Origin of the sequence: Clostridium aquiflavi (assembly GCF_031344075.1) — a bacterium.
In the GTDB taxonomy this organism is placed as follows: Bacteria; Bacillota; Clostridia; order Clostridiales; family Clostridiaceae; genus Clostridium; species Clostridium aquiflavi.
On the sequence record NZ_JAVJAN010000025.1, the window covers coordinates 13,382 to 39,892 of the forward strand.

A 26,511-nucleotide genomic window follows, 5' to 3' on the forward strand; every position below is an offset into this window, starting at 1 on the left:
TGTTTTAAGAGTATGGTGTATATAATTTATATAAATTAAATAATAGGAGATAAAGATAATAATGGAAGATAAGATAATACTAACAATATGTATTGCATTATTAATAATTATAATTTTACTTATATTTGCAGGAAACTATTTTTACAATTTTTCACTTAATCCCAATATATCAAAAGATAAAGTATTTGATAGCAACAAAAACTTTGGAAGTGAAGTAGTAAAGAAAGATGAAACTAGCGGAGAGGATAGAGAAGAAGATAGAGAATGGATATTAAATACATCAAAGTATAATGATATATATATAAAGTCATTTGATGATTTAAATCTTCATGGATATCAAATCTTATATACTAATAATTCACAAAAATGGGTTGTTATGGTTCATGGATATACTGGTGAGGGTATGAGAATGGGAAGTAGAGCAAAGGCATTTTATGAAATGGGTTATAATATAGTAATACCAGATTTGAGAGGTCATGGTAAAAGTGAGGGGAATTATATTGGTATGGGATGGCACGATAGAAAAGATATTATTGAATGGATTAATTATATAGTAAATAAAGATAAAGAATCTGAAATTTTATTATATGGTATTTCTATGGGTGCAAGTACTGTTATGATGACATCAGGTGAAAATCTTCCAAGTAATGTTAAGGCTATCATAGAAGATTGTGGTTACACATCAGCTTGGGATGAATTTTCATATCAATTAAAAAGTATGTTTAAATTACCTAAATTTCCAATAATGTATGCAGCAAGCGTTATTACTAAAATGAAATCAGGATATTTTTTAAAAGAAGCTTCAGCTATAAAACAAGTTAGTAAATCAAAGACCCCCATATTATTTATTCATGGAGAGGAAGATAAATTTGTACCATATTTTATGCTAGATAAGGTATATAATGCAGCGAAATGTGAAAAAGAAATATTAATAGTAAAAGAAGCAGGGCATTGTAAGGCTCATAAAGTTAATCCAGATTTATATTGGAATACTATAAAGAAATTTGTTGATAAGTATATTAACTCTGTGTAAACTATATAAAAATAAAATTAGCAATTATAAAAGTGATATCTAGATTTTTATAATACTAGATATCACTTTTATCTCATTAACAACTTTTATATTAAATTTTAAATTTAGATATTTGGTTATTTAATTCTTCTACACTTTCTTTGGATTTTAGTACTTCTTCCATAATTGTATTAGATTTTTCATTTATATTTGATACTTTTTCAGCAATATTTGAAGTTCCGTCTGCTCCTTCATTTGAAGCCATAGATACATGTCCAATTGTTTCTGTTACTTGTTGGAGTGAAGCTAAAAGTTCCTCAGAAGTAGAGCTGAATTCTAGTACAAGATTACTTACAAATTCTGCATCTGTACTATATTGATCTGCTATATTTAACATTGTATTATAATCACTTTGTACATCTTCAGAAACAAAATTTAATAATTCATTAGAACTAGATGATAAATCATCAACTGATACTACAACTTTTTGAGTTATATTTTGTATTTCAATAACTGTATTTTTACATTCTTCTGCAAGTGTTCTTATCTCATCTGCAACCACTGCAAAACCACGTCCAGCTTCTCCAGCACGTGCAGCTTCAATTGCAGCGTTTAATGCTAAAAGATTTGTTTGAGTTGATATCTGCATTATTGATTCTGATAATACAGTAATTTGTTGTACTACTTGTGAATTTTCTATTGCTGTTTGTAATTTATATTTAGTTTGTAAAAAAATATTTATACTTTTTTCTTGTGAATTATTAACATTGAGTTTAGTAGTTATTGCCCTTTTATTTATTTCAGAAGCTTCTATAGCACCTTCTTGAGCTTTTTTTGATATAGAGTCAACAGCTTTTTCTATCTCATCTGCTGTTGCATTAATTTCTTGTGCTGATGCAGCAGTTTCTTCCATTCCTGCTGATAATTCTTCTGTAGTTGAGGATACATCTTCTATATTTTCATTTAAATTATTTATATTTTCTGAAATAGTGTTTACTATAGTTTTAATACTGTCAGATTCACCTTTTACATTTCCAATCAAAAGTTTTAATGAGTTTTGCATACCAGTTATTGCATTTGAAATTTCACCTATTTCATCTTTTCTTCTCATGAACTTCTCAGGAAGAGTAATTGTGAAATCCCCTGTGGATACACGTTTTAAATGATTTACAGCAGTAGTTAATGGAACTGAGATAGATCTTGAAATTGTAAAAGTTACTACATAACCAAGGCATACGATAATAAAAAATATTACTCCAAATAATTTTTTAGAAAGATTAAAATCTTCATTATTTTGATTATTTAGACTATTTGCTAATTGAGAATTATATATAGCAATTTCTTTTAAGTTTGTTTGAAATTCAGATTGATTATTTTCAACAGTTTTAAATTCCTCAAGAGCTTCATTCTGTTTTCCATCCATTGCTAGTTTAACTGCAGAATTCATTCCTTTTGTGAAATTTTTAAGATTACTTTCAACAATAGGAATTCTATCTAGTGCATATTGTTCATTAGCTATTTGTTTAAAGTTTGTCCAATTTGTGTTAAAAGTTTCTTGTCTAGTTTGAATGTCCTTTAATTTTTCGTTCTGCGTATCTTTGTCTTCTATATTTAATAGTATGTAATATAAATCTGATTCTATAGCTCTAGCTTGATTTCTGTTATCATTTAACCATTCAATACTTAATAAGTTTTGTTTATACATTTCTGCCATGCTTTTATTTGACTTCGCAATATAATAATATCCGATTCCACTCATAATACTAATTAATATTAATGCTATTAATGATAGAATTATTAGTTTAAATCTTATCTTAAGATTATTCATTATATTCTGAACCCCCTTTTTATATTTTCGACATAATTATACAACACATGCAAGGTTTTGCATATATATTACAAAAAATTAAATCTGTATAAATTTAGTGATAATTTATTAAAAGATATGTGCAAAGATTTAACTAACTTATTAGTTAAAGAAAATTCTTTATATTGCTTTCAATAAATTCTAGAGCATTATGGCATTTGTTATTAAAATTAACCATTGTTCCATGACTTAAATTTATTTAAAAACGGAATAGTTACAAAGTGTTTAAATTAGATAAATTATGGATAAAATGTTTAATAATTGATTAAACATTATGATTACAAATAATGTTTATCTAGTGTAAATTAGAATAATATTATAATAGTAGAGGTATTTTTTATGAATTACGATAAAATTATTTATAGACCACCAATAGAATCAAATACTTTATTATTACAAGTAACATCAGGATGTTCGCATAATAGCTGTGCATATTGTAACATGTATAAAAATATAAAATTTCAAAAAGAGGACTTGAATCAAATAGAAGAGGACTTAAAAGAAGCAAGTAGATTACATAAAGATGATTCAAGAATTTATTTATTAAACGGAGATCCATTTATTTTAAATACAGAAGAATTAAAAAACATAGCTATTTTAATAAGAAAGTATTTACCTAAATGTAAGACAATAGCTATGTATGCTTCAATAAAAAGCATTAAATTAAAGACTATAGATGAATTAAAAGAATTACGCAAGCTTGGAATCAATGATTTATATATTGGTTTAGAAAGTGGAAATGATGAGGTTCTTTTAAATATTAATAAAGGAAATGCTTCAAAAGACGCTTTAGAGCAATTAAGAAAATTAGATGAAGCAGGAATAGGATATTATTGTATGGTTATGACTGGTGTTGCTGGAGCAGGTAAAGGAATAAGAAATGCTACTGATACAGCAAAATTATTAAATAAAGTAAATAGTAAGGGGATTTTTCCATTATCTTTAATATTAATGTCAGGAACAAAGTTAAATTCAGATTGCTTGCTTGGAAAATTCAAAGAAGCAACAGAATTGGAAAGATTAGTAGAATTAAGAACTTTGATAAAAAACTTAAATGTTAATGAAAATACATTGTTTAGTTCAAAACATGAATCAAATTTTATACAAATGTCTGGAAAATTACCAAGAGATAAAGAAGAATTTATTAAAAGATTAGATATAATACTTGAAAATTATGATGAAATGAGATTAAAATTTGAATTTAACAGAAATTTAAGAAGTTTATAATATTCGTACCATTTATATTAAATCTGAATACTATAAGAGTATGAAATGATAACTTAAGTAGGAGGATTTTAAATGAATGGTTATCAGCTGATAATGAAAGTTCAACAAAAAATGCAGGATCCAGTATTTGCTCAAAGATTTTATAAAACAGTTGGAGATCTTAAGGGAGTACCTGGACTTCAACAAGAAGTACTTAGAATTGCTCAAATACAAGATGAAAGAAAAAGAGAAAAAGCATTAGACAAATTACCTAGCAAGGTAAAAAAAGCGGTTCAAGATTTATTATCAATGATAGAAAATTAATAAGGTCATAGTAACAAAAATATTTAACTAAATTTAAGCTGATTAGAATTTATTCAATTATAATTTTCAAAAATTAAATATTAAGCTAAGAAGCATCTAAAATAATTTATATGTTTAGATGCTTTTTTAGTGTATTTTTTAGTAAATTCTAATTTGGTTTGCAAATAAATATCAATTTTATATCTAATTTTTTGGAAATATGGCGAATATGTAGTATAATAGCCAATATACTAATAGAAACCAAAGAAAAATTAGGAGAATAAAAATGAATTATAAAACTCATATAAATGGAGGTATTCTAGCGAGTTTTTATATAACTTCACAAATGCACAATATTGAATTATTACCAGTAACTATATTTGTTGGCGGTTCTATATTAGGAAGTCTTTTACCGGATATTGATCATAAAAGTAGTTATATTGGAAACAAAGCAAAGCCGGTATCTAGAGTTATAAATAAATTAGCAGGTCATAGAAAGCTTTTTCATTCACCGTTATTATATTTAATATTATATTTAATAGTGACATATCCAGTTAAAGATACACTTCAACTGATTTTTATTAATGGGTTATTCTTAGGAATAGTTTCTCATTTAATTTTAGATAGTTGTACAATTGGGGGATTACCTTGGTTTTATCCCTTAAGTAAAAAGAAAATATCATTAGGTAAAATAAAAACTAATAGTCAATTGGAATTTACTTTTTGTGGAATAATAATATTTATTAATATAGTAATATTATTAGATTTATTAAGAATAACATCAATATTTACATTTACACAACATTAAGTTGAGGTAATATATTTATTCGTGAAATTTATATATGATGAATTGTCAAGTTAAGTGTAATATCTTGTGTAAAAATAATGAGAAATAAAATAGATTGATAAATAAACAATTAAATAAAGTGTTTATTGAGTTGATAGCAGATAGTAAAAGACTGTTAGAATTTGCAATAGACATTAAGAATTTTAGAGGAGAATGCTGTTATGAATGGAACAAATAGATGTGATATAAAAATAGGTTCTAAGGTATTAGTTGTCAAGAAAGAGGATCAACGTACAGGAAAGTTAACTGAAGGAATAGTTAAGAGAATTCTTACTAATTCTTCTAATCATCATAGAGGAATTAAAGTTATGCTTGAAGATAATGTAGTCGGAAGAGTTCAAAAGATTCTTTAAATTTAAGTAGGTTTAAGTGAGTAAGAATATTATCACATGAGCTCGTGGTTTATAAAAATCTGTATTATCTATTGGATAGTGAATAAGATAAAATAATAATTTATAAATTTTATAAAGAAACATTATGAAAGATATATACTAAAGTTTATAGATCATAATATCACATATAACTTTATGATATAATTAAATTATACGACACAAAAATAGAGCTCTATTAAAATTTATATTATAAATTAGATTTTAATAGAGTTCTTTTGAGAGAGGAAGAAAATAATGAGTAAAATTCTTGTATTAGCTGAAAAACCATCAGTAGGAAGAGATTTAGCTAAGGTATTAAAATGTAATCAAAATAAAGGTTCTTATATAGAAGGAAATAATTATGTAGTAACTTGGGCATTAGGTCATTTAGTTACATTACTAGATCCAGAAGGATATGGAGATAAATATAAAAAATGGAGTATGGAAACTCTTCCAATGCTTCCTAAAAATATGAAGTTATGTGTTATAAAGAAAACTTCTAAGCAATTTTATGAAGTGAAAAAACAAATGCTTAGAAATGATATAACTGAGATAGTAATTGCAACAGATTCAGGAAGAGAAGGAGAATTAGTTGCTAGATGGATTATAGACAAGGTTGGAGTTAAAAAGCCAATAAAAAGACTATGGATTTCATCTCAAACGGATAAAGCAATTTTAGATGGTTTTAGAAATTTAAAACCAGGTTCTGCTTATGAAAATTTATATAGAGCAGCCCAAGGAAGAGCAGAAGCAGATTGGATTGTAGGACTTAATGTTACTAGAGCTTTAACTTGCAAATATAATGCTCAATTATCAGCTGGAAGAGTTCAATCACCAACACTTGCTATGATAGTTCAAAGAGAAGAGGACATCAAAAATTTTAAGCCTAAGGATTATTATACTATAATAGCTAAAAATAATAATTTAGCTATGGAGTGGTCATCTAATGATAATAATAATAGAATATATGACAATGAGATAGCAAAGAAATTAATAGCAGGATTAAAGGGTAAAGAAGGCGAAGTTTCAGAAATAAGCGAAAGCAATAAAAAACAATATTCACCTGCTTTATATGATTTAACTGAACTTCAAAGAGATGCAAATAGAATATTTGGATATTCAGCTAAACAAACTTTATCTATAATGCAAAGACTTTATGAAAACTATAAAATATTAACTTATCCAAGAACAGATTCAAGATATATAACAAGAGATATAGTTCCAACGCTTAAAGAAAGATTAAAAGCTATATCTGTTGGAAATTATTCATCATCTGCTAATCAAATATTAAAAGGAACTATACATGGTAGTAAAAGCTTTGTTGATGATTCAAAGGTAAGTGATCACCACGCTATAATACCAACAGAACAAAAGGTATCACTGGGAATGCTTAGCAAGGAAGAAAAAAATATTTATGATTTAGTTATAAAGAGATTTTTAAGTGTGTTATTACCACCTTTTGAATATATTCAGACTTCAATTAAAGTTAAGATTGGAAATGAAAGTTTTAAAGCTAAAGGTAAAGTCATAAAATCTAAAGGTTGGAAGATGGTTTATGATAAAAATGATGATCTTGAAGAAACAAGTGAAGAGGGTGTATTAAAAGAACAAGTACTTCCTAATTTATCAAAAGGTGATAAGTTAAAGATAAATTCTATAGAAATAAAGAATCATCAAACTAAACCACCAGCAAGATTTAATGAAGGTACACTTTTATCAGCTATGGAAAATCCTCAAAAATATATTCAGCTAGATAAGGAGTCAGCAAAGACTTTAGGTCAAACTGGAGGATTGGGTACTGTTGCTACAAGAGCAGACATAATAGAAAAGTTATTTAATTCTTTCGTAATAGAAAAAAGAGGTAAAGATTTATATCCAACATCAAAAGGAAAGCAACTTATTGATTTAGTACCAAAAGATTTAAAATCACCTCTTCTTACAGCTAAGTGGGAAAAGACACTAGATGATATAAGTAAGGGGAAAGAAGATGTTCATAATTTTATTTCTAACATGAGAAACTATGCAACAGCTTTAGTTCAAGATGTTAAATTCAGTAATGATAAATACATTCACGATAATATGACTGGTAAAAAATGTCCTGTATGTGGAAAATACATGCTAGAAGTTAAGGGCAAAAATGGCGTAATGAATGTATGCCAAGATAGAGAATGCGGTCACAGAGAAGGTGTATCTAAAATAACAAATGCTAGATGTCCTGAATGTAAGAAGAAATTAGAACTTAGAGGACATGGTGAAGGTCAAATATATGTTTGTCCAAATACAAATTGTAATTTTAGAGAAAAAGCATCACAATTCAAAAAGAGATTTGATAAAAAAGGCAAAGTAGATAAAAGAGAAGTTAATAATTATATGAAAAAAATGAAGAAGGAAGCAGAAGAATTTAATGATAATCCATTTGCTGCACTTTTAAAAGATTTTAAATAAATGCTCTGTTTTAGTAGAGTGTTGATATATACAATGCCACTTTACCTATTGTATATATCAATACATATTTAAAATAGAACTTTAAGCATGAAAAATAGTCTATTATATGTTGAATATAATAGGCTCTTTTTTGTTTAGAAAATTCTAAAAATAAAAGAATATTTAAATTTAAGAATTTAAGAATTTAAGAACTTAAGAATTTGATTGCAAAATGTGAGATTACCAGATTAAATTTTTAATAATAAACATGCTGAAATAATATATTTATAAAGTAAGACTTATAATAATTAAAAATACATTTGCAATATTTTAAGTATATAAGAATATTTTATATTATTAGGAATAATGTTTAACAATCTTCTTGAAAAATTCTGGAGGAAAGTATATTGGAAGATAAGAGCAATATAAAAATAAGATATTTGCATTCTAATACTAATAAAGAGTTGAAAAATAGATATACTGATGAATACAAAATTTATACTCCTAAAATTGCAAAAAAATATAAGAAGACTTTTAAAATTTTACTTAAACTTACTAAAAATAGAGATAAGACTTTATATATAATGTATGACAAGGTTAAAAAATGGTATGAAGCAGAAAATATAAACATGAGCATGGAAAAGATATATGTTAAAACAAAGCTAGGTTCTTATTTAAGTGGAGGCTGCGGAATAGAGGCATCTCTTTTAACTAATTTAACGGCAAGTGCTGTTTTTGCTTATACTAGTCTGTATATAAAAAAACTTGGAACTATATCAATACTATGCTATATGTTAATGATATCTTTCTATGGACTTATTGTACTAATCAAAGAAGATGATGAAGTAGAAATGTATAATTTATTTTTAGAAGTACTAAATGAATTAGGAACAAGCAGTGAATAAAATTTTTTTTTCTACACAATATATTAGTGTAGAAGGGAAGTGTTTAAGATGTATACACCTAAAAGATCTTGTAGTGAAGAAGAAAAAAATGTTAATCGTTATAATGGGGAAGGATATCACGACCTTGGAATGGTTACAGAAAATCAAATGTCAAATATAGCGTCTAATCCTTTAACTGAACATTATCATGTTAAAGGATTTAATGATAGTACAGGAGAAAAGTATACACATACCAAGTAAAATTAAGTAGTAAATGGTGTGAATTTCCAGAATAAAAAAGCATAAAAACTTAATTTTTACACAAGCTATATGTGTAGGAAGGAAGTGTTTGTTATGAGTAATGAAAACGGAAGTTGTGGTCATCATGATAACAGTAACCTTAAGACTTGTAATGGATGTTCATGCCATGAAAAGGAAACACCATTGACTAAAGAAACAGTGAATGATACATCAGGAAAAAGCGCCACTTGTAATAACTGGTCATCAGTACCTAAAAATTATGATATTAAAGAACCATTTGAAAAACATGAAAAAACTGCTACAAATAATCAATGGTGTTCTTGTTCAAAGTAATAAGAAAACATCTATATTACAAACATAAGTTTTAAACTTAATTCCTTTCAAAAATAATGAAGCTAAATCACACTAAATATCAAGAATATAGTTATATGTAAGTATAATAATTATAAATATTTATTTATAATACTTGATGCAAAAAGTGATTTAGTAAATTATTTGGAGAGTTCCAGATATAATAAATTTATTATGTCTGGAACTTTTTTATTGTATAAGAAAAGTATAGAATTATTAAAGCTTATAAAGCTAATAATATTTAAGATTAGGAATAGATTTAGTGAAGAATTGTATTATGATATAATTTTATTAGATTTATTAAAAAACACATATTTAAATTATTTAAATACTAGGAGTTAATAGTATATTATGGAACAATTAAAAAGCATTTTAGATAATGTTATATATCTAGATATTGAAACAACAGGATTAGACGAAAACAACTGTGAAATAATCGAAATTGGTGCAGTTAAAATAAAAAATTCAAGTGTAACTACATATGAGGTACTAATAAGACCTAAGGGAAATGTTCCTGTAAGCATTTATAAACTTTGTCAGGGGTTAAAAGAGGAAGAGCTTATGAACTCAAAGTACTTAGAAGATATAAAGAAGGAGTTGTTAGTTTTTTTAGAAGATTTGCCACTTATCTGCCATAATGGAGGCTTTGAAAGAAAATTTCTCTCTTATCATATTCCTGAGATAAAAAATGAAATATTTGATTCTATGGAACTTTCAGCAATACTTGAACCTTGGAGAAAAGAGTATAATTTAGATTCTTTAATAAAGAGTATCACTATTTTAGATAAAGATGAATTTCATAGAGGTCTTGAAGATTCAATTGATACTTTAAAAGTGGTAAACTCACTTTTATGTAGAGAGTGGATTAGAGAAGAAAGTAAAAAGAAAAATAAATCACTATATAATATTATAGATAAAGACTATGAATTTTTAAAACATTGGGAATGGAAAGAATATTTATTGAAGCCAATATTATTTAATATAGAGGATTATCCTTATGTAAGTTATGAAGAAAATAAAAGGCAAGATGTTAAGCTAAAAAGACTACCAATAGATTATGAAAAGTATGAAGATCTATTAGTTAATGAAGAAATATGGAATAATGGCGGTGATTTTGGCTACCAATATAGGGAAGATCAAAAGAACTTTTCAAATAAGATAAGAGAAAATATAGAAAATGAAAAAAGAATATTTATAGAAGCACCAACTGGAAGTGGAAAAACATTTGCATATCTTCTTATAGCAGCAACTAAAGCTTATTTAAACAAAAAGAATAAGAAAATAGAAGATGCAAGTTATTTTATATCTACAAATACCAAAGAACTTCAAAATCAACTTATTGAAAAAGATATACCAATGATACTTAAAAAACTTGGATTAGACAAAAAATTGAACTATGGAGCTATGAAAGGAAAAGCAAATTATATTTGCATAGATAGATTAAATAAATGTGATGCACTTAATGAAAGCAAAGAAAGTAGTTTAACTCAATTGTTTTTAAGAAGATTATGTGATGGTGGTAAACATGGAGATATAGAAAATATAAGCTATTGGGCATATATTCATTTTGAAATTGATAAATATTTAAAAGCAATAAATTGTGATAATGAATCTTGTGATTTGGATAGATGCATTAAACCATGTTATTTAAAAAATAGGTATAATGAACTTCCTAGTGAAAATATAACTGTTATTAATCATTCATTATTATCATGTTATCCATATTCTGAAAAGAAAAAGATAAACCACTTAATAATTGATGAGGCTCATAATTTAATGGATAAATGCTATGATTTCTTTTGTGAAGAGTTTATTTCTAATGAATTAATAGAGTTATTAAATCAAATAGAAAAAGGACATCCAAGTATTTATACTCAACTTAGGACATTAAATGCAGAATATGGGTATAGAGAAAATATAGATTTAAATAAATTGAGATTTTTAGTTGAAGAGATTAATAGTAATATAATTATACTGTTAAATGAGTTTAGAAGTATAGAATTAGCGAATGGTAAGTATAATTTTACTACTGAATTCTTTTTACCTAAAGATGAATTAAAAGATATAATGAAGGACTTAAGATTACCAATATCTAATATAAAAGAAAGTATATATGGAATATATAAGGTTTTAAATGATTATATAAGAAATATCACATTAGAAGATGAAACAAACGGAGATAAAGAGCTTAGAAGTTTGAATGATTATGTAGGCAAATTAAAAGATAACTTTAATATAATAGATAAATTTTTAGAAGAAAGTACATTTTACGCAAAAGAATTAGAAATAGATATGGAATATAAAGGATTTACATTTAGAAATATACCTTTAAACGTTGGTGAATTAGTAAATGAACATATGCTTAAAGAAGTAAAAAGTACAACTTTCTTATCAGCAACTTTAAGAATAGAAAATTCTTTTAAAAAGATAAAGAAACATTTAGGTCAAGAAAATTCTGATGAGTTTATAATTCCATCCACATTTAATTTAAAACAAAGAACAAAAATATTTGCTTTAAATGATATAGGTTCTTATGATAGTCCAAATTACACTAAGAATATGGCATATTTTATATTTAATACTGCTAAAAAGTTAAATGGACATATACTTGTTTTATTTAATAGTAACAATAGAAAACAAGAAGTTTTTGATGAATTGCAATTATTAACTAGTGGAACAAAGATAGAAGTTCATGTAAATAGAAAAGCTATTTCATCTCTAAATGATAAAAATAGAAGTGTTATAGTATTAGGGGGAAAGGGATTCTTTGAAGGAATAGACATAGCTGGAGAGGGACTTACATGTGTGATGTTAGATAAATTACCTAATTATAGTATAGATTACCCAATATTAAAAGCTATAACAACATATCAAAGTAAGAGATACCAAGAAGTTAATTATCCTCAACTATGTATAAAAATGAAACAGATATATGGAAGATTGATTAGAAGTGATTTAGACTATGGATATTTTGTTATATTAGATCCAGGGAAGAATTCTAATACAATAAGAAATATAGAAAGAGATCTTAGCGGTCCGGAAATTGAAATTCTTAATTCAGATAGAGTATTAGATAAAATTGATTATGACTATAAGTTTTGGAAAAAGTATAATTTAAATATTTTGTTAAGAGATATGAGAAAGAAAAATAAAAACATTGAAATTGAATTCAATAATGAAGCGAGAAAGCATAAAATTTTTTGGGAACTTTTAGGTACCAAAGATGAGCAAAGTTATTTTCGTAACATAGATTTTAATTTAAAGGCTAAATTGTAGACAATAAGGTATGATGAAAGTAAATATTGAAAGATGTATTTCACAATATTATAGATGATTTTTAGGCAATTCCAATACCAGTAAGTTTGTAGAAATATAAATTTACGTATCAAGGTGTCTTAACATTATGTACATATTGTAGTAACATTATGTATTAAGATGCTAAACATAGTTAGGGAATGTTTGAGTCTATATGATAATAGGAGTGAATAACATGAATAAAAATACAACAGATAAAATAACTACAGACTTAGGTAAAGATCCAATAGGAAAATTACTTTTTAGTTTGGCTCTTCCAGCTATTGTTGCTCAGCTTGTAAATATTTTGTATAACATAGTAGATAGAATATTTATAGGTAGAATTGCTAATGGAGACATAGCCATGGCAGGAGTCGGAGTTGCATTCCCAATAATTCTTATAATATCTGCATTTAGTGCATTAATAGGAATGGGTGGAGCGCCAATTGCAGCTATTAAAATGGGAGAAAAAGATAATGATGGTGCTGAAAAAATATTAAGTAATAGTTTTTCTACTTTAATAATATTAGGAATAGCTTTAACAATAGGATTTTTTATATTCAAAGAACCATTGCTTTGGGCATTTGGAGCTAGTGAAGCTACAATAGGATTTGCTAATGATTATTTAGGGATATATCTTGTAGGAACTATAGCAGTTCAAATAGCTCTTGGAATGAATTCATTTATTAATACTCAAGGATTTGCTAAAGTAGGTATGACTACTGTAATGATAGGAGCTGTTATAAACATAGTTCTTGATCCTATTTTAATTTTTGGATTTGATATGGGAGTGAAAGGGGCAGCTTTAGCTACAATACTATCTCAAACAGTATCAGCAGCATGGGTGTTGTATTTCTTATTTGGTAAAAAGAGTATACTTAAGATAAGAAATAAATATTTAATTCCAAATGCAAAAATAGTATTATCAATAATGGCCCTTGGAGTATCTCCATTTATAATGCAAGCTACTGAAAGTTTAGTTTTAATATCTCAAAATAACCAACTTTCACTTTATGGTGGGGATTTAGCAGTTGGAGCTATGACTATAATGAGTAGTATTATGCAAATAATACTATTACCACTTATGGGACTATCTCAAGGTGCTCAACCAATTATAAGTTATAACTATGGAGCAAAAAATGTTAATAGAGTTAAAAAAACATTTAAATTGCTTCTTATAAGTTGTTTATCTTATACCGTTATTATGTGGGTGCTTATAATGGTATCTCCACAAGGATTTGTAAAGTTATTTAACAGTGATCCTAAATTAATAGAAATGACATCATGGAGTATGAGAATATTTTTTGCTGGAATTATAATTTTTGGTGCACAAATAGCGTGCCAACAAACATTTCTTGCTTTAGGTCAAGCTAAAATATCACTTATATTAGCTCTGCTTAGAAAAGTTATTTTATTAATACCGCTTATTTTTATATTACCTATGTTTTTTGAAGATAAATTAAGAGGGGTACTAATGGCAGAACCAGTTGCAGATATACTAGCAGCAATATCAACTATAATTTGTTTTATAATTTTTTCAAAGAAATTATTTAAAATTAAGGAATAGAGAATTTTAAAAAGCATAAGGAATTGAATTGATTTATAGTTTTAATTAATTCAATTCTTTTTTTCTTTATATGGAAAATAAAAGTAAATATGTAAATATTATATGAATACAAAAAATATTAAATAATGCCTAATAAGACACAGATAATGCAATAATCATATACATTTGTTTGTAAGCATACTGCTAAATTTAAGTTTTTCACAAGTTATAGGATAATTAAACTTTAACTAATAGGAATAGTAATAAATCAAAATTGACAAAATAAATGTACATAAGGAAAAGAAAGCTAGGTGTAAATAAATATGAAAAAAGTATCCAAGAGATATTTACTTGTGTTAAATCTAACTGTTATGTTTGCATTTAATATGGCACATCCCGTTACTCCAAGGTTAATTACAGAATTATCATTACCTTCTTTTATGTTTGGTATATTTTTTGCTTTTATGTCTATTGCAACATTTATTTCATCTCCAGTTTGGGGAAAGCTATCCGATGAAAATGGAAGAAAAAGATATTTAATATATGGTGTTTGTGGATATGGAATAAGTCAAATTGGTTTTGGTTTTTCAAAAAATACAATATTCATATTAATCTTTAGATTATTAGCAGGTGCCTTTGCAGCAAGTTATATAACAGTTTCAATGGCATATATAACAGATATAACCAATAACAAGAATCGGATAAAATATTTGTCATATTATTCAGCTTTTGGTTACGTAGGAAGTTCTTTGGGATCACTTATGGGAGGTGTAATAGGAAGCAATAAATATAAATTAACATTTTTATTTCAATTTGTTGTATGTTTGATAATAACCTTGTTAATAAATTTTTTTATAGGAGAGAGCATAAGGACACCATCTTTGACTATAAACAAAAAACTTAAAATATATGAAGGTGAAAAAATTAAAATAAATCTAAAATCTGTACTAGGAATTATGATAATAGCAGTTGCATTAACTTCTTTTTCAACAACAAGCTATAATTCAACAATAAATTATTATGTTGAAGCAGTTTTAAAGTTATCACCTAGTGTAATTGGTATAGTGATGTTTGTATCAGGAATGATAGGTCTTATAATGAATTTTTTTGTAAATCCTTATTTAGCACAAAAATTTAATGAAAAGAATCTCTTTAAAGCAGTTGTAGTTTTTTCAGGAATATCTCTTATAATAGCATCATTAATAGAAAATTTAATTATTGCAATAATTTTTGTGATAATTTTTTTATCATTTATTTCTTTAATAATACCTATACAACAAAGTATAATATCTAAGGAAGCTAACAAAAATTATGGTATGATAATGGGAATGCAAAATTCGTCTAAAGCATTAGGAATGGTAGCAGGATCTTTATTTTCAGGATTTATATTTAATGTTGGAAGTAAGTTACCTTTTATAATAGCTGGATTAATATTAATAATTACATATTTTATATTAATTTATACAAAAAATTTTAAAGACGATGAATTTCCAAATTGCAAGAATTTTTGATAAAAAATGATTAGTTTTATTAAAAACTATTGTATTATATTGAGAACGTCTTAATAAACTATAATTTATTTGAATAAATAAAGTTTATATGTTATAATTTCAACATTCATACGAAAGGCTCGTATATTTTCGATATAATGGTTGAAAAGTTTCTACCTGCTATCCGTAAATTAGCAGACTACGAGGTATTGTTAAAATTCTTGATTAATTATTATCTAGAAATGCAACACCTCAAATTTTATAATTTGAGGTGTTTTTTTGTTAGATTTATTTAAGCATATATTAGTTATTTACGCGTCTTTAGGTATGATTATTTTTACTAAGAGGGGGATAAATAACATGCAATTAGAATTAGAGCAAACGAAAAGGCCTAAAATGAGACAAGATAATTTGTTGAAAAATCAAGAAGATGTACAATTACTTTATGGTATTGATGACAAACCTAATTTAACTACTCAAATATTATTGGCATTTCAAAATATATTTGCAGCATTTGGAGGAATTATAGTTGTCCCATTGGTTATTTCAAGTGCATTAGGATTTGACACTGCAACATCAACTGCTCTTATGAGTGCAACGATTTTAGCTGCTGGAATAGCTACAGTTATTCAATCTAGAGGAGTTGGGCCTGTAGGATCAAGAGTAGCATGTATAATGGGAACAGATTTTACCTTTGTTTCACCATCTATAGCTGTTGGAAGTGTTTTTGGAATTCCAGGTATTATAGGTGCAACAATTTTGGGCTCATTTGTAGAAATAATTTTAAGTTTTATAATTAGACCACTAATGAAATTATTTCCACCATTAGTTACAGGAACAGTTGTATGTTTAATAGGTCTTACATTACTTCCAGTATCTATGGATTGGGCAGCTGGTGGAGTAGGTTCATCAAGCTATGGTAGTATAATGAATATTTCAATTGCTATGTTAGTAATGGTTGTAACGTTGCTTTTAAATAGATACGGAAAAGGATTAGTTAGTAGTGCTTCAATTTTAATTGGTATGATAATGGGATATATAATATGTATACTACTTGGAATGATTGATTTTACCATTGTAAAAGAAGCAAATTTCGTATCATTTCCTAAAATATTTTCATATGGTGTAACTATTGATTGGAAAGTAGTAATACCTTTTATTCCTGCATATTTTGTTACTACAATAGAAACAGTTGGGTGCTTAAAAGCAATAGGTGAAGTTTCTAAAATAGATATGGACGATAAAAAAGTTGGAGCTGGTGTGTTAGCTGACGGAATTGGAAGTATGTTAGCAGGAGTTGTTGGAACATTTCCTAATACTTCTTTTAGTCAAAATGTAGGATTAATTCCTTTAACCAAAGTAGCTAGTAAGTATGTTGCAATGATGGCTGGAATTATATTGATTATATTAGGCTTTTTTCCTAAGTTTGCAGCTTTAATAAATATAATACCATCACCAGTTTTAGGCGGTGTAGGAATAGTTATGTTTGGTACTGTTGCAGCATCTGGAATTAAGACTTTAAGTAGAGTAAAGTTAAATAATAGAAATTTATTAATAATAGCAACATCAATAGGTCTTGGAGTTGGAATTACATTCCGTCCAGATTTTATAAGTCAATTACCAGAAGGATTAAAAATGATATTCTCATCTGGTATTTCAACTGGAACTATTGTAGCTTTAGTTTTAAACTTAATATTAAAAGATGAAAAAAGTGAGGTAAAATAAAAATGGAAAATTTACATAAGCGTATATTAGAAGAAGGACAGGCACTTTCAAATGAAGTGTTAAAAGTAGATTCATTTTTAAATCATCAAGTAGATGCTGATTTAATGTATGAAATGGGCACATATTTTAAAAATTACTTTAAAGGTCATAATGTAACTAAAATATTTACAATTGAAAGTTCAGGAATTGCACCAACTGTCATGACAGCTATGCAAATGAATTTACCAATGGTAATATTAAAAAAACAAGCATCTAAAATATTAAATGGTGATGTTTATCAAACAACAGTACATTCATTTACAAAAGGTACAGATTATGAACTTACACTTCAAAAGAAGTATATAAATGAAGATGATAATATATTAATTATAGATGATTTTTTAGCTAATGGAGAAGCAGCACTTGGAGCGGCAAGATTAGTAGAAGTTGCTGGAGCTAAAGTTGCTGGAATTGGGATTGTAATAGAAAAATCATTCCAACCAGGTCCAAAACTTTTAGAAGAAAAAGGATATGATTTATATTCTTTAGCTAGAATAGAAAAGCTTGAAAAAGGAATCATAAAAATTAAAAAATAATGCTTTTAAAATTATATATGCATAACTAAAACTAGAATCGTAGTTAGATTAGTATTAATTATGAATTCTAGTTTTTGTTATTACTTTATTCTTTTGAAAATTTTATTACTAATTAATTTTTGTATAACTAAAACACATAGCATAATTTACTTTATTATAGAACACTTGGTAAATTTATATATTTTATGTTAGTATTGTACATGGAGTTTTTTAGATATTTGTAGTTATTTATATAGACAAAAGGGGGGAGAAATAGTGACAATAACAAAACAGTTAATAAACATAGTAGAAGATAAAGTATTTCTTCGTAAAACAATAGCCATTGCTATTCCAGTAACTATACAAGCTTTACTTAATACAACATTAAATCTTATAGATACTATGATGATAGGGCAATTAGGTGAAACCACCATTGCAGCTGTAGGACTTGCTAACAAAGTCTTTTTTGTATTTACATTATTATTATTTGGAATTGTAAGTGGATCATCAATACTAACAGCTCAATATTGGGGTAAAAAAGATATTAAAAATATAAGAAAAGTACTGGGAATATCTTTAATTATAGGTTTACTTGGAGCAATAATATTCGTTATTCCAAGTTTAATATGCCCTAATTTAGTTATGAGAATTTTTACACCAAATGAATCAACAATAGGTATAGGAGTTGCGTACTTATCAATTGTTGCATTAAGTTATCCATTAACAGCAATTACTAATGCTTATATTTCTTTATTAAGAGCTGTAAATGAAGTAAAAGCACCAGTTGTAATAAGTTTATTTTCAATTTTAATTAATGCAGTTTTAAATTATACATTAATATTTGGACACTTTGGTTTTCAAGCATTAGGGGTGCAAGGCGCTGCTATTGGAACTTTAATTGCTAGGATAGTTGAATGTATTAGTGTATTAAGTGTGGTTTACTTAAAAAATGGACCAGCTGCTGCAAGATTAAAGGAATTAGTTGATTTTAATAAAGAGTTTATAAAAATGTTCTTTATTACAGTATCTCCAGTTATTGCAAATGAGTTTATGTGGGGACTCGGAGTAACTATATATTCACTTGTATATGGAAGAATGGGTGATGGAGCAGTTGCAGCTATCACTATAACTCAAACAGTTGAACAAATAGCAGTAGTAATATTCCAAGGTATTAGTGCAGCAACAGCTGTTATTTTGGGAAATGAATTAGGCGCAAATAAACTTAAAAAAGCAGATATACATGCAAAATATCTTCTTATATTGCAATTTATAGCTACTTTATTTATAGGAATTATATGCTTTTTAACAAGATGGCCATTAATACATTTGTTTACGGTGACAGAATCAGTAGCAGTAGATATAAGCAAATGTCTAATAGTATTTGTATTATATTTACCTTTTAAAATGTTTAATTTAGTTAATATTACTGGAGTTCTTAGAAGTGGAGGAGATACTAAAGCAGGACTTATTTTAGATTCTACTGGAGTATGGTTAATTGGAATTCCTTTAGCTTATTTAGGCGGAATATTTTTATCATTACCTATTTATTGGGTTTATGTACTAGTATTAGCAGAAGAAATTTATAAATTTGTTTTAAGCTTTAAAAGATATAAAAAAAAGAAATGGCTAAAAAATATTGTTGAAATATAATGGTTTAGATACTACTTATTAAAATTAAGGCTATGTTTAAAAATAGTATTAATATTATAGTATAAGCCTAGTGGACAGAGGGATTTACTTTAGGAACTTTAGAAATAGATATTAGCCTGGTTAAAAAATAGCTGAGAGTATTTTGTTACACTTAGCTATTTTTGTATTTAAAATGCTAGGGGTTAAATCAGTATTTAGAAAATTATTATAAGTAAGTACAAAATAATACTTTCAATATATTAATTTAGTAATAAGTATATTTTTCTATTATAGAAAGAAAATAATGTTATTGATATAATTTTTAAGGAGAATAGATAATTAAAAAAATTATAAGTATAATTATGTCTACAGTATTAATATCTAGTTTAATTGCATTTAGTAATGAATTTCTTAAGAACAATGCTATAAATAATTTAAATGATGAAGAAGTGTTTTTTGATTTTTAGATATAGATGATATTTATGAAAAAATAAGGCTTAAAAATACAAATTAAACAGAATTAGATGATTAATTGTTATAATGTAAATATTAAAGATATTATGATTTTACATAATAATACGAACTTTATAACTAAAAAATTATTTGTAAGATTGAATAAATATTGATAAAAATTTATAATATATTATCAATATTTTAAAAATAAAAATATTGATAATTGTTGGTGTTTAAGATTTTTATTATTTATTGGAGTAAAATTAATAATGATAGAATTAAAAGAAAAATAATAACGAATATTAAGTGATAATTTTAGGCAAATGTGCTATAATTTTTATAATATTATCAATTAAATTAATTAAATCAATCAAATGTACTGTAATTATAATAATAAGAAGAAACAAAGGAGTGTATTAATTGGGGAAGAAATTTAAAAGAGTATTAGTTGCCAATAGAGGAGAAATTGCAATAAGAATATTTAGAGCATGTCATGAACTTGGAATAAGAACGGTTGCTATATACTCAGAAGAAGATAAGCGTGCTCTTTTTAGAACAAAAGCACATGAAGCATATCAAATAGGTAGAAAAAAGGGGCCAGTAGAAGCATATTTGAATATTGATGAAATTATAAATCTTGCATTAAAGAAAAATGTTGATGCTATACATCCGGGGTATGGATTCTTATCTGAAAATGCTGATTTTGCAAGAAGATGCGAAGAAGCAGGTATAGAATTTATAGGACCAAAATCTGAAATGATGGAGCAATTAGGCGATAAGATAAAATCAAAAATAGTTGCTAAAAATGTTGGAGTTCCTGTAATACCAGGAGTAGAAAAGCCAATAACTTGTGAAAAAGAGGCAATTGAAATTGCTAAAATGTGCGGTTATCCAGTTATGATAAAAGCTGCTGCAGGTGGTGGCGGAAGAGGAATGAGAATAGTAAGAAATGAAAATGAGCTTATTGATGCATTTTTAAGTGCCAAAAATGAAGCTAAAAAAGCTTTTGGCATAGATGATATGTTCATTGAAAAATACATAGAAGGACCAAAACATATAGAAATTCAAATTTTAGGTGATAAATATGGAAATATAGTTCATCTTTATGAAAGAGATTGTTCTATTCAAAGAAGACATCAAAAAGTTATTGAGATTAGTCCAGCACTATCTCTAACACAAGAAAAGAGAGAAGAAATATGTGCTGATGCATTAAAAATAGCTAAAGCTGTTGATTATAGAAATGCAGGAACTTTAGAATTTCTAGTAGATATACATGGAAATCATTATTTTATAGAAATGAACCCAAGAATTCAAGTAGAGCACACAATAACAGAAATGACTACAGGAATAGATTTAGTTCAAAGTCAAATTTTGGTAGCTCAAGGTTATCCATTAGATTCTAATGAAATTGGAATAAATTCACAAGATGATATAAAACCAAGAGGTTATGCTATTCAATGCAGAATAACTACTGAGGACCCATCAAACAATTTTGCACCTGATACTGGAAAAATTGATGTTTATAGAACTAGCTCAGGATTTGGTATAAGACTTGATGGTGGAAATGGATTTGGTGGTGCAGTTATAAGCCCTTATTATGATAGCTTACTAGTTAAAACAACAGCATATTCAAGAACTTTTGAAGATGCTGTTAGAAAATCAATACGTGCAATAAAAGAGTCAACTATTACAGGTGTAAAAACCAATGTGGACTTTTTAATAAATGTATTAAATAATAAAACATTCCAAAAAGGTGAGTGTGACACTAATTTTATATCAGAAAACCCACAATTGTTTGATATAACACCACAAAGCGATAGTGAATATAAATTACTTAATTTCATTGGTGAAAAGTTAGTAAATGAAACTAAAGGAATTAAGAAAGAATACGATGTTCCTGTAATTCCTATAGTAAATTCTTTAGATGGTTTATCAGGAACTAAGCAAATATTAGAAGCAGAAGGTCCTGATGGAGTAGTCAAATGGATAAAAAATCAAAATAAATTATTGCTTACGGACACTACAATGAGAGATGCTCAACAATCATTAATGGCTACTCGTGTTAGAAGTAAGGATATGAAAAACATAGCTAAGGCAACAGCTGTATATGGAAATGACTTGTTCTCACTTGAAATGTGGGGTGGAGCTACTTTTGATACTGCATATAGATTTTTAAAAGAATCTCCATGGAGAAGACTTGACTCATTAAGAAAAAGAATTCCTAATGTTATGTTCCAAATGCTTATTAGAGGTGCTAATGGGGTTGGATATAAAAACTATCCAGATAATGTTATAAGAGAATTTATAAAAGAATCAGCAAACAGTGGAATAGATATATTTAGAATATTTGATTCACTAAATTGGTTAAAAGGAATAGAAGTATCTTTAGAAGAAGTACTAAAAGCTAATAAAATAGCAGAAGTTGCACTATGTTATACAGGTGATATTTTAGATGAGAATAGAGATAAGTATAGTCTAAAATACTATGTAGATAAAGCTAAAGAAATTGAAAAAATGGGTGCACATATACTTGCAATAAAAGATATGTCTGCATTGCTTAAACCTTATGCAGCTAAGAAACTTATAACTGCATTAAAAAATGAAGTTTCAATTCCAATTCACCTTCATACACATGATACTACAGGTAATGGTGTTGCAACTGTATTAATGGCAGCAGATGCTGGAGTTGATATTATTGATACAACTTTTAATAGTATGTCAGGACTTACAAGTCAACCAGCTTTAAATTCAATAGTTGCAGCTCTTAATAATACTGGAAGAGATACGGGAATTGATATACGTGGAATTCAAAAATTATCTGATTATTGGGATGCAGTAAGACCTGTATATGATCAATTTGAATCTGATTTAAAATCAGGTAGTGCGGAGATTTATAAATTTGAAATTCCAGGAGGACAATATTCAAATTTAAAGCCACAAGTTGAAAGTTTTGGACTGGGACATAGATTTAATGAAGTGAAGAAGATGTATAAAAAAGTAAATGATTTACTTGGAGACATAATAAAGGTTACACCATCTTCAAAAATGGTTGGTGATATGGCTATATTTATGGTACAAAACAATTTAACTCCTGAAAACATATATGAAAAAGCAAAGAATATGGCTTTCCCAGATTCTGTGGTTTCATATTTTAAAGGAATGATGGGTCAACCAGAAGGCGGATTTCCTGAAGAATTACAAAAACTTGTTTTAAAGGGAGAACAACCTATTACAGTTAGACCAGGAGAACTATTACCACCAGAAGATTTTGATAAAATCGAAAAATACTTAAAAGAAAAATATAAATTTAAACCATGCAAAAGAGATATACTAAGTTATGCTTTATATCCAGATGTATTTGAAGACTTTATAAAGTCAGTATTAAAATATGGTGATGTAAGTCTTATGGGAAGTGATGTATTTTTCCATGGCTTATCTGAAGGTGAAACAAGTGAAATTGAAGTTGCTGAAGGTAAGACTATGATAGTTCAATTAATTGAAATTGGAAAATTAGATAAAGAGGGATATAGAACTGTTGACTTTGAAATAAATGGTAATAGAAGAGAAATAAAAATAAAAGATAGAACTGAGAGAGCTACAAGTGCATTGAGCTTAGATAATCCAACTAAAATGGCAGATTCATCAAATAAGCTTGAAATTGGTGCAAGTATTCCAGGAAATATAATAAATGTACTTGTTAAAGAAGGGCAAGAAGTTAAAGAAGGCGAAGGTTTAGTTGTGATAGAAGCAATGAAAATGGAAACAAATATAGTTGCTAGTTGTGATGGAATTGTAGAATATGTTTTTGCTAAAGAGGGAGAACAAGTAAAAACAGGTGAATTATTAGTAAAACTAAAATAAATTAGTAAAACTAAAATATATGAATAACGAAAAAACAACTTGATTATTTAATTTAATAATCGAGTTGTTTTTTGTTTTGTTTTGTATATTTGATAACAGTGTATTCATTTAAACATTTTAAATATGATTTTTCTATATTATACATTTAGTTTTAAATTTATAATATTTTTTTCGGTTAGTAAATATGTATAACGTTTAATATATCTATTTGAAAAAATAATATAGAAAAAATTATTAAATATGAATAATGAAATATAAAAAAATAAGTTTTTAAATAAAAATAGTTGTTGAATGTTATAATTATTTTTGGTAATATATCATAAATTATAATAAGCAAATTTATAATACTAGCTACCGTAAATAAAAGAAATGGGGATGCTTATTATGTTATTTAAAAATATTACAATGATTGATGAAAATTTTAATACTATTGAAGGAACTAATATTTTAGTAGAGGATAATAAAATAGTATATATTGGAGAAAATATTCAGGAAAACTATGTTGGTGAAGTGTATGATGGTAAAAATAAGGTTGCAATGCCAGGATTTTTCAACACACATTGCCATGTACCAATGACGTTACTTAGAGGATATGGCGAAGGTTTACCTTTACAAAGATGGTTAACTGAAAGAATTTTTCCATTTGAGGCTTTACTTACAGATGAAGACTGTTATTGGGGTACTTTACTTGGAATATCTGAAATGATAAAAAGTGGGGTAGTATCTTTTACTGATATGTATTCTCATCTTGAATCTTTAGTACAAGCTATTGATGAAACAGGAATAAAAGCAAATATTTCAAGTTCATACTTAAAAAATGATGATAATAATGATTATTTTAAACATAATTCATATAAAGAAACAGAATTTATAAGAAATTATGCTAAAAGTTCTAAAAATGGAGCTATTAAAGGTGATGTATCTATACACGCTGAATATACTTCATCAGAAGAGTTAGTAAAACAAATTTCTGAGTATTGCAATTCTACAGAAATGAATATGCATATACATCTTTCAGAAACAATACTTGAGCAACAAGCTTGCAAAGAAAGACATGGGGGATTAACTCCAGCTGAATATTTTTGTAAATGTGGAACTTTTAATAGTAAAACAACAGCAGCTCATTGTGTTTTTCTTGAAGGTAATGATTTTAATATTCTTAAAGAAAATAATGTTACAGTATCACATTGTCCAACTAGTAATTTAAAACTTGGTAGTGGAATAGCGCCAGTGAAGACTATGCTAGAACATGGAATTAATGTGAGTATTGGAACTGATGGTGCAGCAAGTAATAATAATCTTAATATGCTTGAAGAAGTTAATCTTGCAGCTTTATTACATAAGGGTGCTAATAATGATCCATTATTCTTAAGTTCAAAAGAAATACTAAAAATATCATGTTTGAATGGTGCAATGTCACAAGGAAGAGATGATTGTGGTTGTATTAAAGTAGGAAATAGAGCGGATATTGTTGTTTATGATTTCAATAGTCCTCATATGCAACCAGTGCATGATGTTTTAGCAAATATATTTTATTCTTCACAAGCAAGTGATATTTGTTTATCTATGATAGATGGAAAAGTTGTATATAAAAACGGAATATTTACAACTATTGATATAGAAAAAGTTTATTATAATGTTAATAGAATTAAGAATGAAAAAATTTCTAAGTTAAAATAGAAATTTTATATATTAATAAAGTTTTGGCGAGAAAAATTTTAGATTTAAAGTAAGTTTTTCTCGCTATTTTCTTTATATATAGGTGTATTTTAAAAAGAATTATTTACATTAAATATATTAAAAAAAGTTAATATAATGTTGACTTTATATTTTTACTATGATATTATATGGTTTAAATAATACGGTAGCGAAATTTATAATTTGCATTTTAATTGAATAATAAACAATCATTAATTAAATAATATTTTAACTTATATAAGTTCATAATAGGTTGAACGTTTCTACCAACTACCATAATAGTTGATTATAAGTTAATCCTTTTACGGGATTGCTATATTCAAATTTTTATGAGTGTTGGTTTTTTTGTACATAAAAATAGAATAAATTGATAAAATATAGTAAATTCTCGTACAAATACTTTATTTTAAAATTGAAAGTGGTTACAAAAAATAGAATTTATATTACTTGACAAATAAAAAATATTTATCTATAATTGTAAATAATTTAATATATACATAGCATAACGAAGATTTATATTTTATATATTTCGGAGTATGAGATTTAAAGAAAAGCTTTGAAAAGAAAAAGTAGAAATTAGTTAAGCCAAACAGAAAGTTGCCGGATGATGAGAGGAACTTGGAATTCTAATTTTGAATACATCTTAGAGCTTCAAACTGAACAGATTTAAAATCTAATTAGGTGAGACGTATCCTTGCACACGTTATAGTGCTAAAGTATATCCATAAAATATGG

The 26,511-nt window shown here is 26.6% G+C and carries 18 protein-coding genes, 2 riboswitches and 1 other annotated feature (1 of these 21 running past the window's edge); of the genes, 17 read left to right on the forward strand and 1 reads right to left on the reverse strand.

The annotated features are described in order from the left end of the window. Nucleotides 1-61 precede the first annotated feature (61 nt). Nucleotides 62-1,033: an alpha/beta hydrolase gene (locus RGC78_RS10200; RefSeq protein WP_252212379.1), complete on the forward strand. Its 972-nt coding sequence runs from the start codon at nt 62-64 to the stop codon at nt 1,031-1,033. 91 nt (nt 1,034-1,124) lie between these two features. Here the strand turns inward: RGC78_RS10200 and RGC78_RS10205 are convergent, their stop codons facing one another. Beyond that, nucleotides 1,125-2,840: a methyl-accepting chemotaxis protein gene (locus RGC78_RS10205; protein WP_309556574.1), complete on the reverse strand. Its 1,716-nt coding sequence runs from the start codon at nt 2,838-2,840 to the stop codon at nt 1,125-1,127. Nucleotides 2,841-3,218: 378 nt separating this feature from the next. On the opposite strand from RGC78_RS10205, the gene RGC78_RS10210 reads away from it, so the two are divergent. The 16 genes from RGC78_RS10210 to RGC78_RS10285 all read left to right on the forward strand — a co-directional run bounded on the left by RGC78_RS10210 (nt 3,219) and on the right by RGC78_RS10285 (nt 25,758). Next, on the forward strand, nt 3,219-4,106 hold the full coding sequence (locus RGC78_RS10210) for a radical SAM protein (RefSeq protein WP_252212377.1): 888 nt from the start codon (nt 3,219-3,221) through the stop codon (nt 4,104-4,106). A 72-nt stretch (nt 4,107-4,178) separates the two neighbouring features. After that, complete coding sequence (locus tag RGC78_RS10215; RefSeq protein WP_012424825.1) at nt 4,179-4,409, forward strand: hypothetical protein; 231 nt, start codon at nt 4,179-4,181, stop codon at nt 4,407-4,409. Nucleotides 4,410-4,674: 265 nt separating this feature from the next. After that, a complete protein-coding gene (locus RGC78_RS10220; RefSeq protein WP_252212376.1) occupies nt 4,675-5,196 on the forward strand; it encodes a metal-dependent hydrolase in 522 nt (173 codons plus the stop codon). A gap of 200 nt (nt 5,197-5,396) precedes the next feature. Beyond that, entirely contained in the window at nt 5,397-5,588 is a 192-nt protein-coding gene (locus tag RGC78_RS10225) for a YwbE family protein (RefSeq protein ID WP_252212375.1), read from the forward strand. A 273-nt stretch (nt 5,589-5,861) separates the two neighbouring features. Continuing rightward, on the forward strand, nt 5,862-8,051 hold the full coding sequence (locus RGC78_RS10230; RefSeq protein WP_252225346.1) for a DNA topoisomerase III: 2,190 nt from the start codon (nt 5,862-5,864) through the stop codon (nt 8,049-8,051). Between the two features lie 386 nt (nt 8,052-8,437). Then, nucleotides 8,438-8,935, forward strand: a complete 498-nt coding sequence (locus RGC78_RS10235; RefSeq protein ID WP_252212373.1) for a hypothetical protein — start codon at nt 8,438-8,440, stop codon at nt 8,933-8,935. Between the two features lie 48 nt (nt 8,936-8,983). Further along, on the forward strand, nt 8,984-9,175 hold the full coding sequence (locus RGC78_RS10240; RefSeq protein WP_252212372.1) for a hypothetical protein: 192 nt from the start codon (nt 8,984-8,986) through the stop codon (nt 9,173-9,175). Between the two features lie 93 nt (nt 9,176-9,268). Further along, nucleotides 9,269-9,508: a hypothetical protein gene (locus RGC78_RS10245; protein ID WP_252212371.1), complete on the forward strand. Its 240-nt coding sequence runs from the start codon at nt 9,269-9,271 to the stop codon at nt 9,506-9,508. 369 nt (nt 9,509-9,877) lie between these two features. Then, on the forward strand, nt 9,878-12,802 hold the full coding sequence (locus RGC78_RS10250; protein WP_309556575.1) for a helicase C-terminal domain-containing protein: 2,925 nt from the start codon (nt 9,878-9,880) through the stop codon (nt 12,800-12,802). A gap of 214 nt (nt 12,803-13,016) precedes the next feature. Next, nucleotides 13,017-14,387, forward strand: a complete 1,371-nt coding sequence (locus RGC78_RS10255) for an MATE family efflux transporter (RefSeq protein ID WP_252212369.1) — start codon at nt 13,017-13,019, stop codon at nt 14,385-14,387. 302 nt (nt 14,388-14,689) lie between these two features. After that, complete coding sequence (locus RGC78_RS10260; protein WP_309556576.1) at nt 14,690-15,877, forward strand: MFS transporter; 1,188 nt, start codon at nt 14,690-14,692, stop codon at nt 15,875-15,877. Between the two features lie 99 nt (nt 15,878-15,976). Beyond that, nucleotides 15,977-16,078: riboswitch (purine riboswitch) on the forward strand. A gap of 138 nt (nt 16,079-16,216) precedes the next feature. After that, nucleotides 16,217-17,581, forward strand: a complete 1,365-nt coding sequence (locus RGC78_RS10265; protein WP_434062234.1) for a uracil-xanthine permease family protein — start codon at nt 16,217-16,219, stop codon at nt 17,579-17,581. A 2-nt stretch (nt 17,582-17,583) separates the two neighbouring features. Further along, nucleotides 17,584-18,156, forward strand: a complete 573-nt coding sequence (locus RGC78_RS10270) for a xanthine phosphoribosyltransferase (RefSeq protein WP_252212367.1) — start codon at nt 17,584-17,586, stop codon at nt 18,154-18,156. Between the two features lie 255 nt (nt 18,157-18,411). Further along, nucleotides 18,412-19,785, forward strand: coding sequence for an MATE family efflux transporter (locus RGC78_RS10275; protein ID WP_252212366.1), 1,374 nt, complete (start codon nt 18,412-18,414; stop codon nt 19,783-19,785). Between the two features lie 852 nt (nt 19,786-20,637). Continuing rightward, a complete protein-coding gene (locus RGC78_RS10280; RefSeq protein WP_309556577.1) occupies nt 20,638-24,078 on the forward strand; it encodes a pyruvate carboxylase in 3,441 nt (1,146 codons plus the stop codon). A 384-nt stretch (nt 24,079-24,462) separates the two neighbouring features. After that, on the forward strand, nt 24,463-25,758 hold the full coding sequence (locus RGC78_RS10285) for an amidohydrolase (protein WP_309556578.1): 1,296 nt from the start codon (nt 24,463-24,465) through the stop codon (nt 25,756-25,758). 231 nt (nt 25,759-25,989) lie between these two features. Continuing rightward, nucleotides 25,990-26,085, forward strand: a riboswitch (purine riboswitch). 238 nt (nt 26,086-26,323) lie between these two features. Next, nucleotides 26,324-26,511, forward strand: a binding site (T-box leader); it runs 75 nt beyond the window's last position.

Coding starts and splice junctions, on each gene's coding strand:
- RGC78_RS10255 (WP_252212369.1), top strand. CDS start 13,017: ATGAATAAAAATACAACAGATAAAATAACTACAGACTTAGGTAAAGAT.
- RGC78_RS10250 (WP_309556575.1), top strand. CDS start 9,878: ATGGAACAATTAAAAAGCATTTTAGATAATGTTATATATCTAGATATT.
- RGC78_RS10265 (WP_434062234.1), top strand. CDS start 16,217: ATGCAATTAGAATTAGAGCAAACGAAAAGGCCTAAAATGAGACAAGAT.
- RGC78_RS10245 (WP_252212371.1), top strand. CDS start 9,269: ATGAGTAATGAAAACGGAAGTTGTGGTCATCATGATAACAGTAACCTT.
- RGC78_RS10205 (WP_309556574.1), bottom strand. CDS start 2,840: ATGAATAATCTTAAGATAAGATTTAAACTAATAATTCTATCATTAATA.
- RGC78_RS10220 (WP_252212376.1), top strand. CDS start 4,675: ATGAATTATAAAACTCATATAAATGGAGGTATTCTAGCGAGTTTTTAT.
- RGC78_RS10215 (WP_012424825.1), top strand. CDS start 4,179: ATGAATGGTTATCAGCTGATAATGAAAGTTCAACAAAAAATGCAGGAT.
- RGC78_RS10210 (WP_252212377.1), top strand. CDS start 3,219: ATGAATTACGATAAAATTATTTATAGACCACCAATAGAATCAAATACT.
- RGC78_RS10225 (WP_252212375.1), top strand. CDS start 5,397: ATGAATGGAACAAATAGATGTGATATAAAAATAGGTTCTAAGGTATTA.
- RGC78_RS10270 (WP_252212367.1), top strand. CDS start 17,584: ATGGAAAATTTACATAAGCGTATATTAGAAGAAGGACAGGCACTTTCA.
- RGC78_RS10285 (WP_309556578.1), top strand. CDS start 24,463: ATGTTATTTAAAAATATTACAATGATTGATGAAAATTTTAATACTATT.
- RGC78_RS10240 (WP_252212372.1), top strand. CDS start 8,984: ATGTATACACCTAAAAGATCTTGTAGTGAAGAAGAAAAAAATGTTAAT.
- RGC78_RS10200 (WP_252212379.1), top strand. CDS start 62: ATGGAAGATAAGATAATACTAACAATATGTATTGCATTATTAATAATT.
- RGC78_RS10230 (WP_252225346.1), top strand. CDS start 5,862: ATGAGTAAAATTCTTGTATTAGCTGAAAAACCATCAGTAGGAAGAGAT.
- RGC78_RS10260 (WP_309556576.1), top strand. CDS start 14,690: ATGAAAAAAGTATCCAAGAGATATTTACTTGTGTTAAATCTAACTGTT.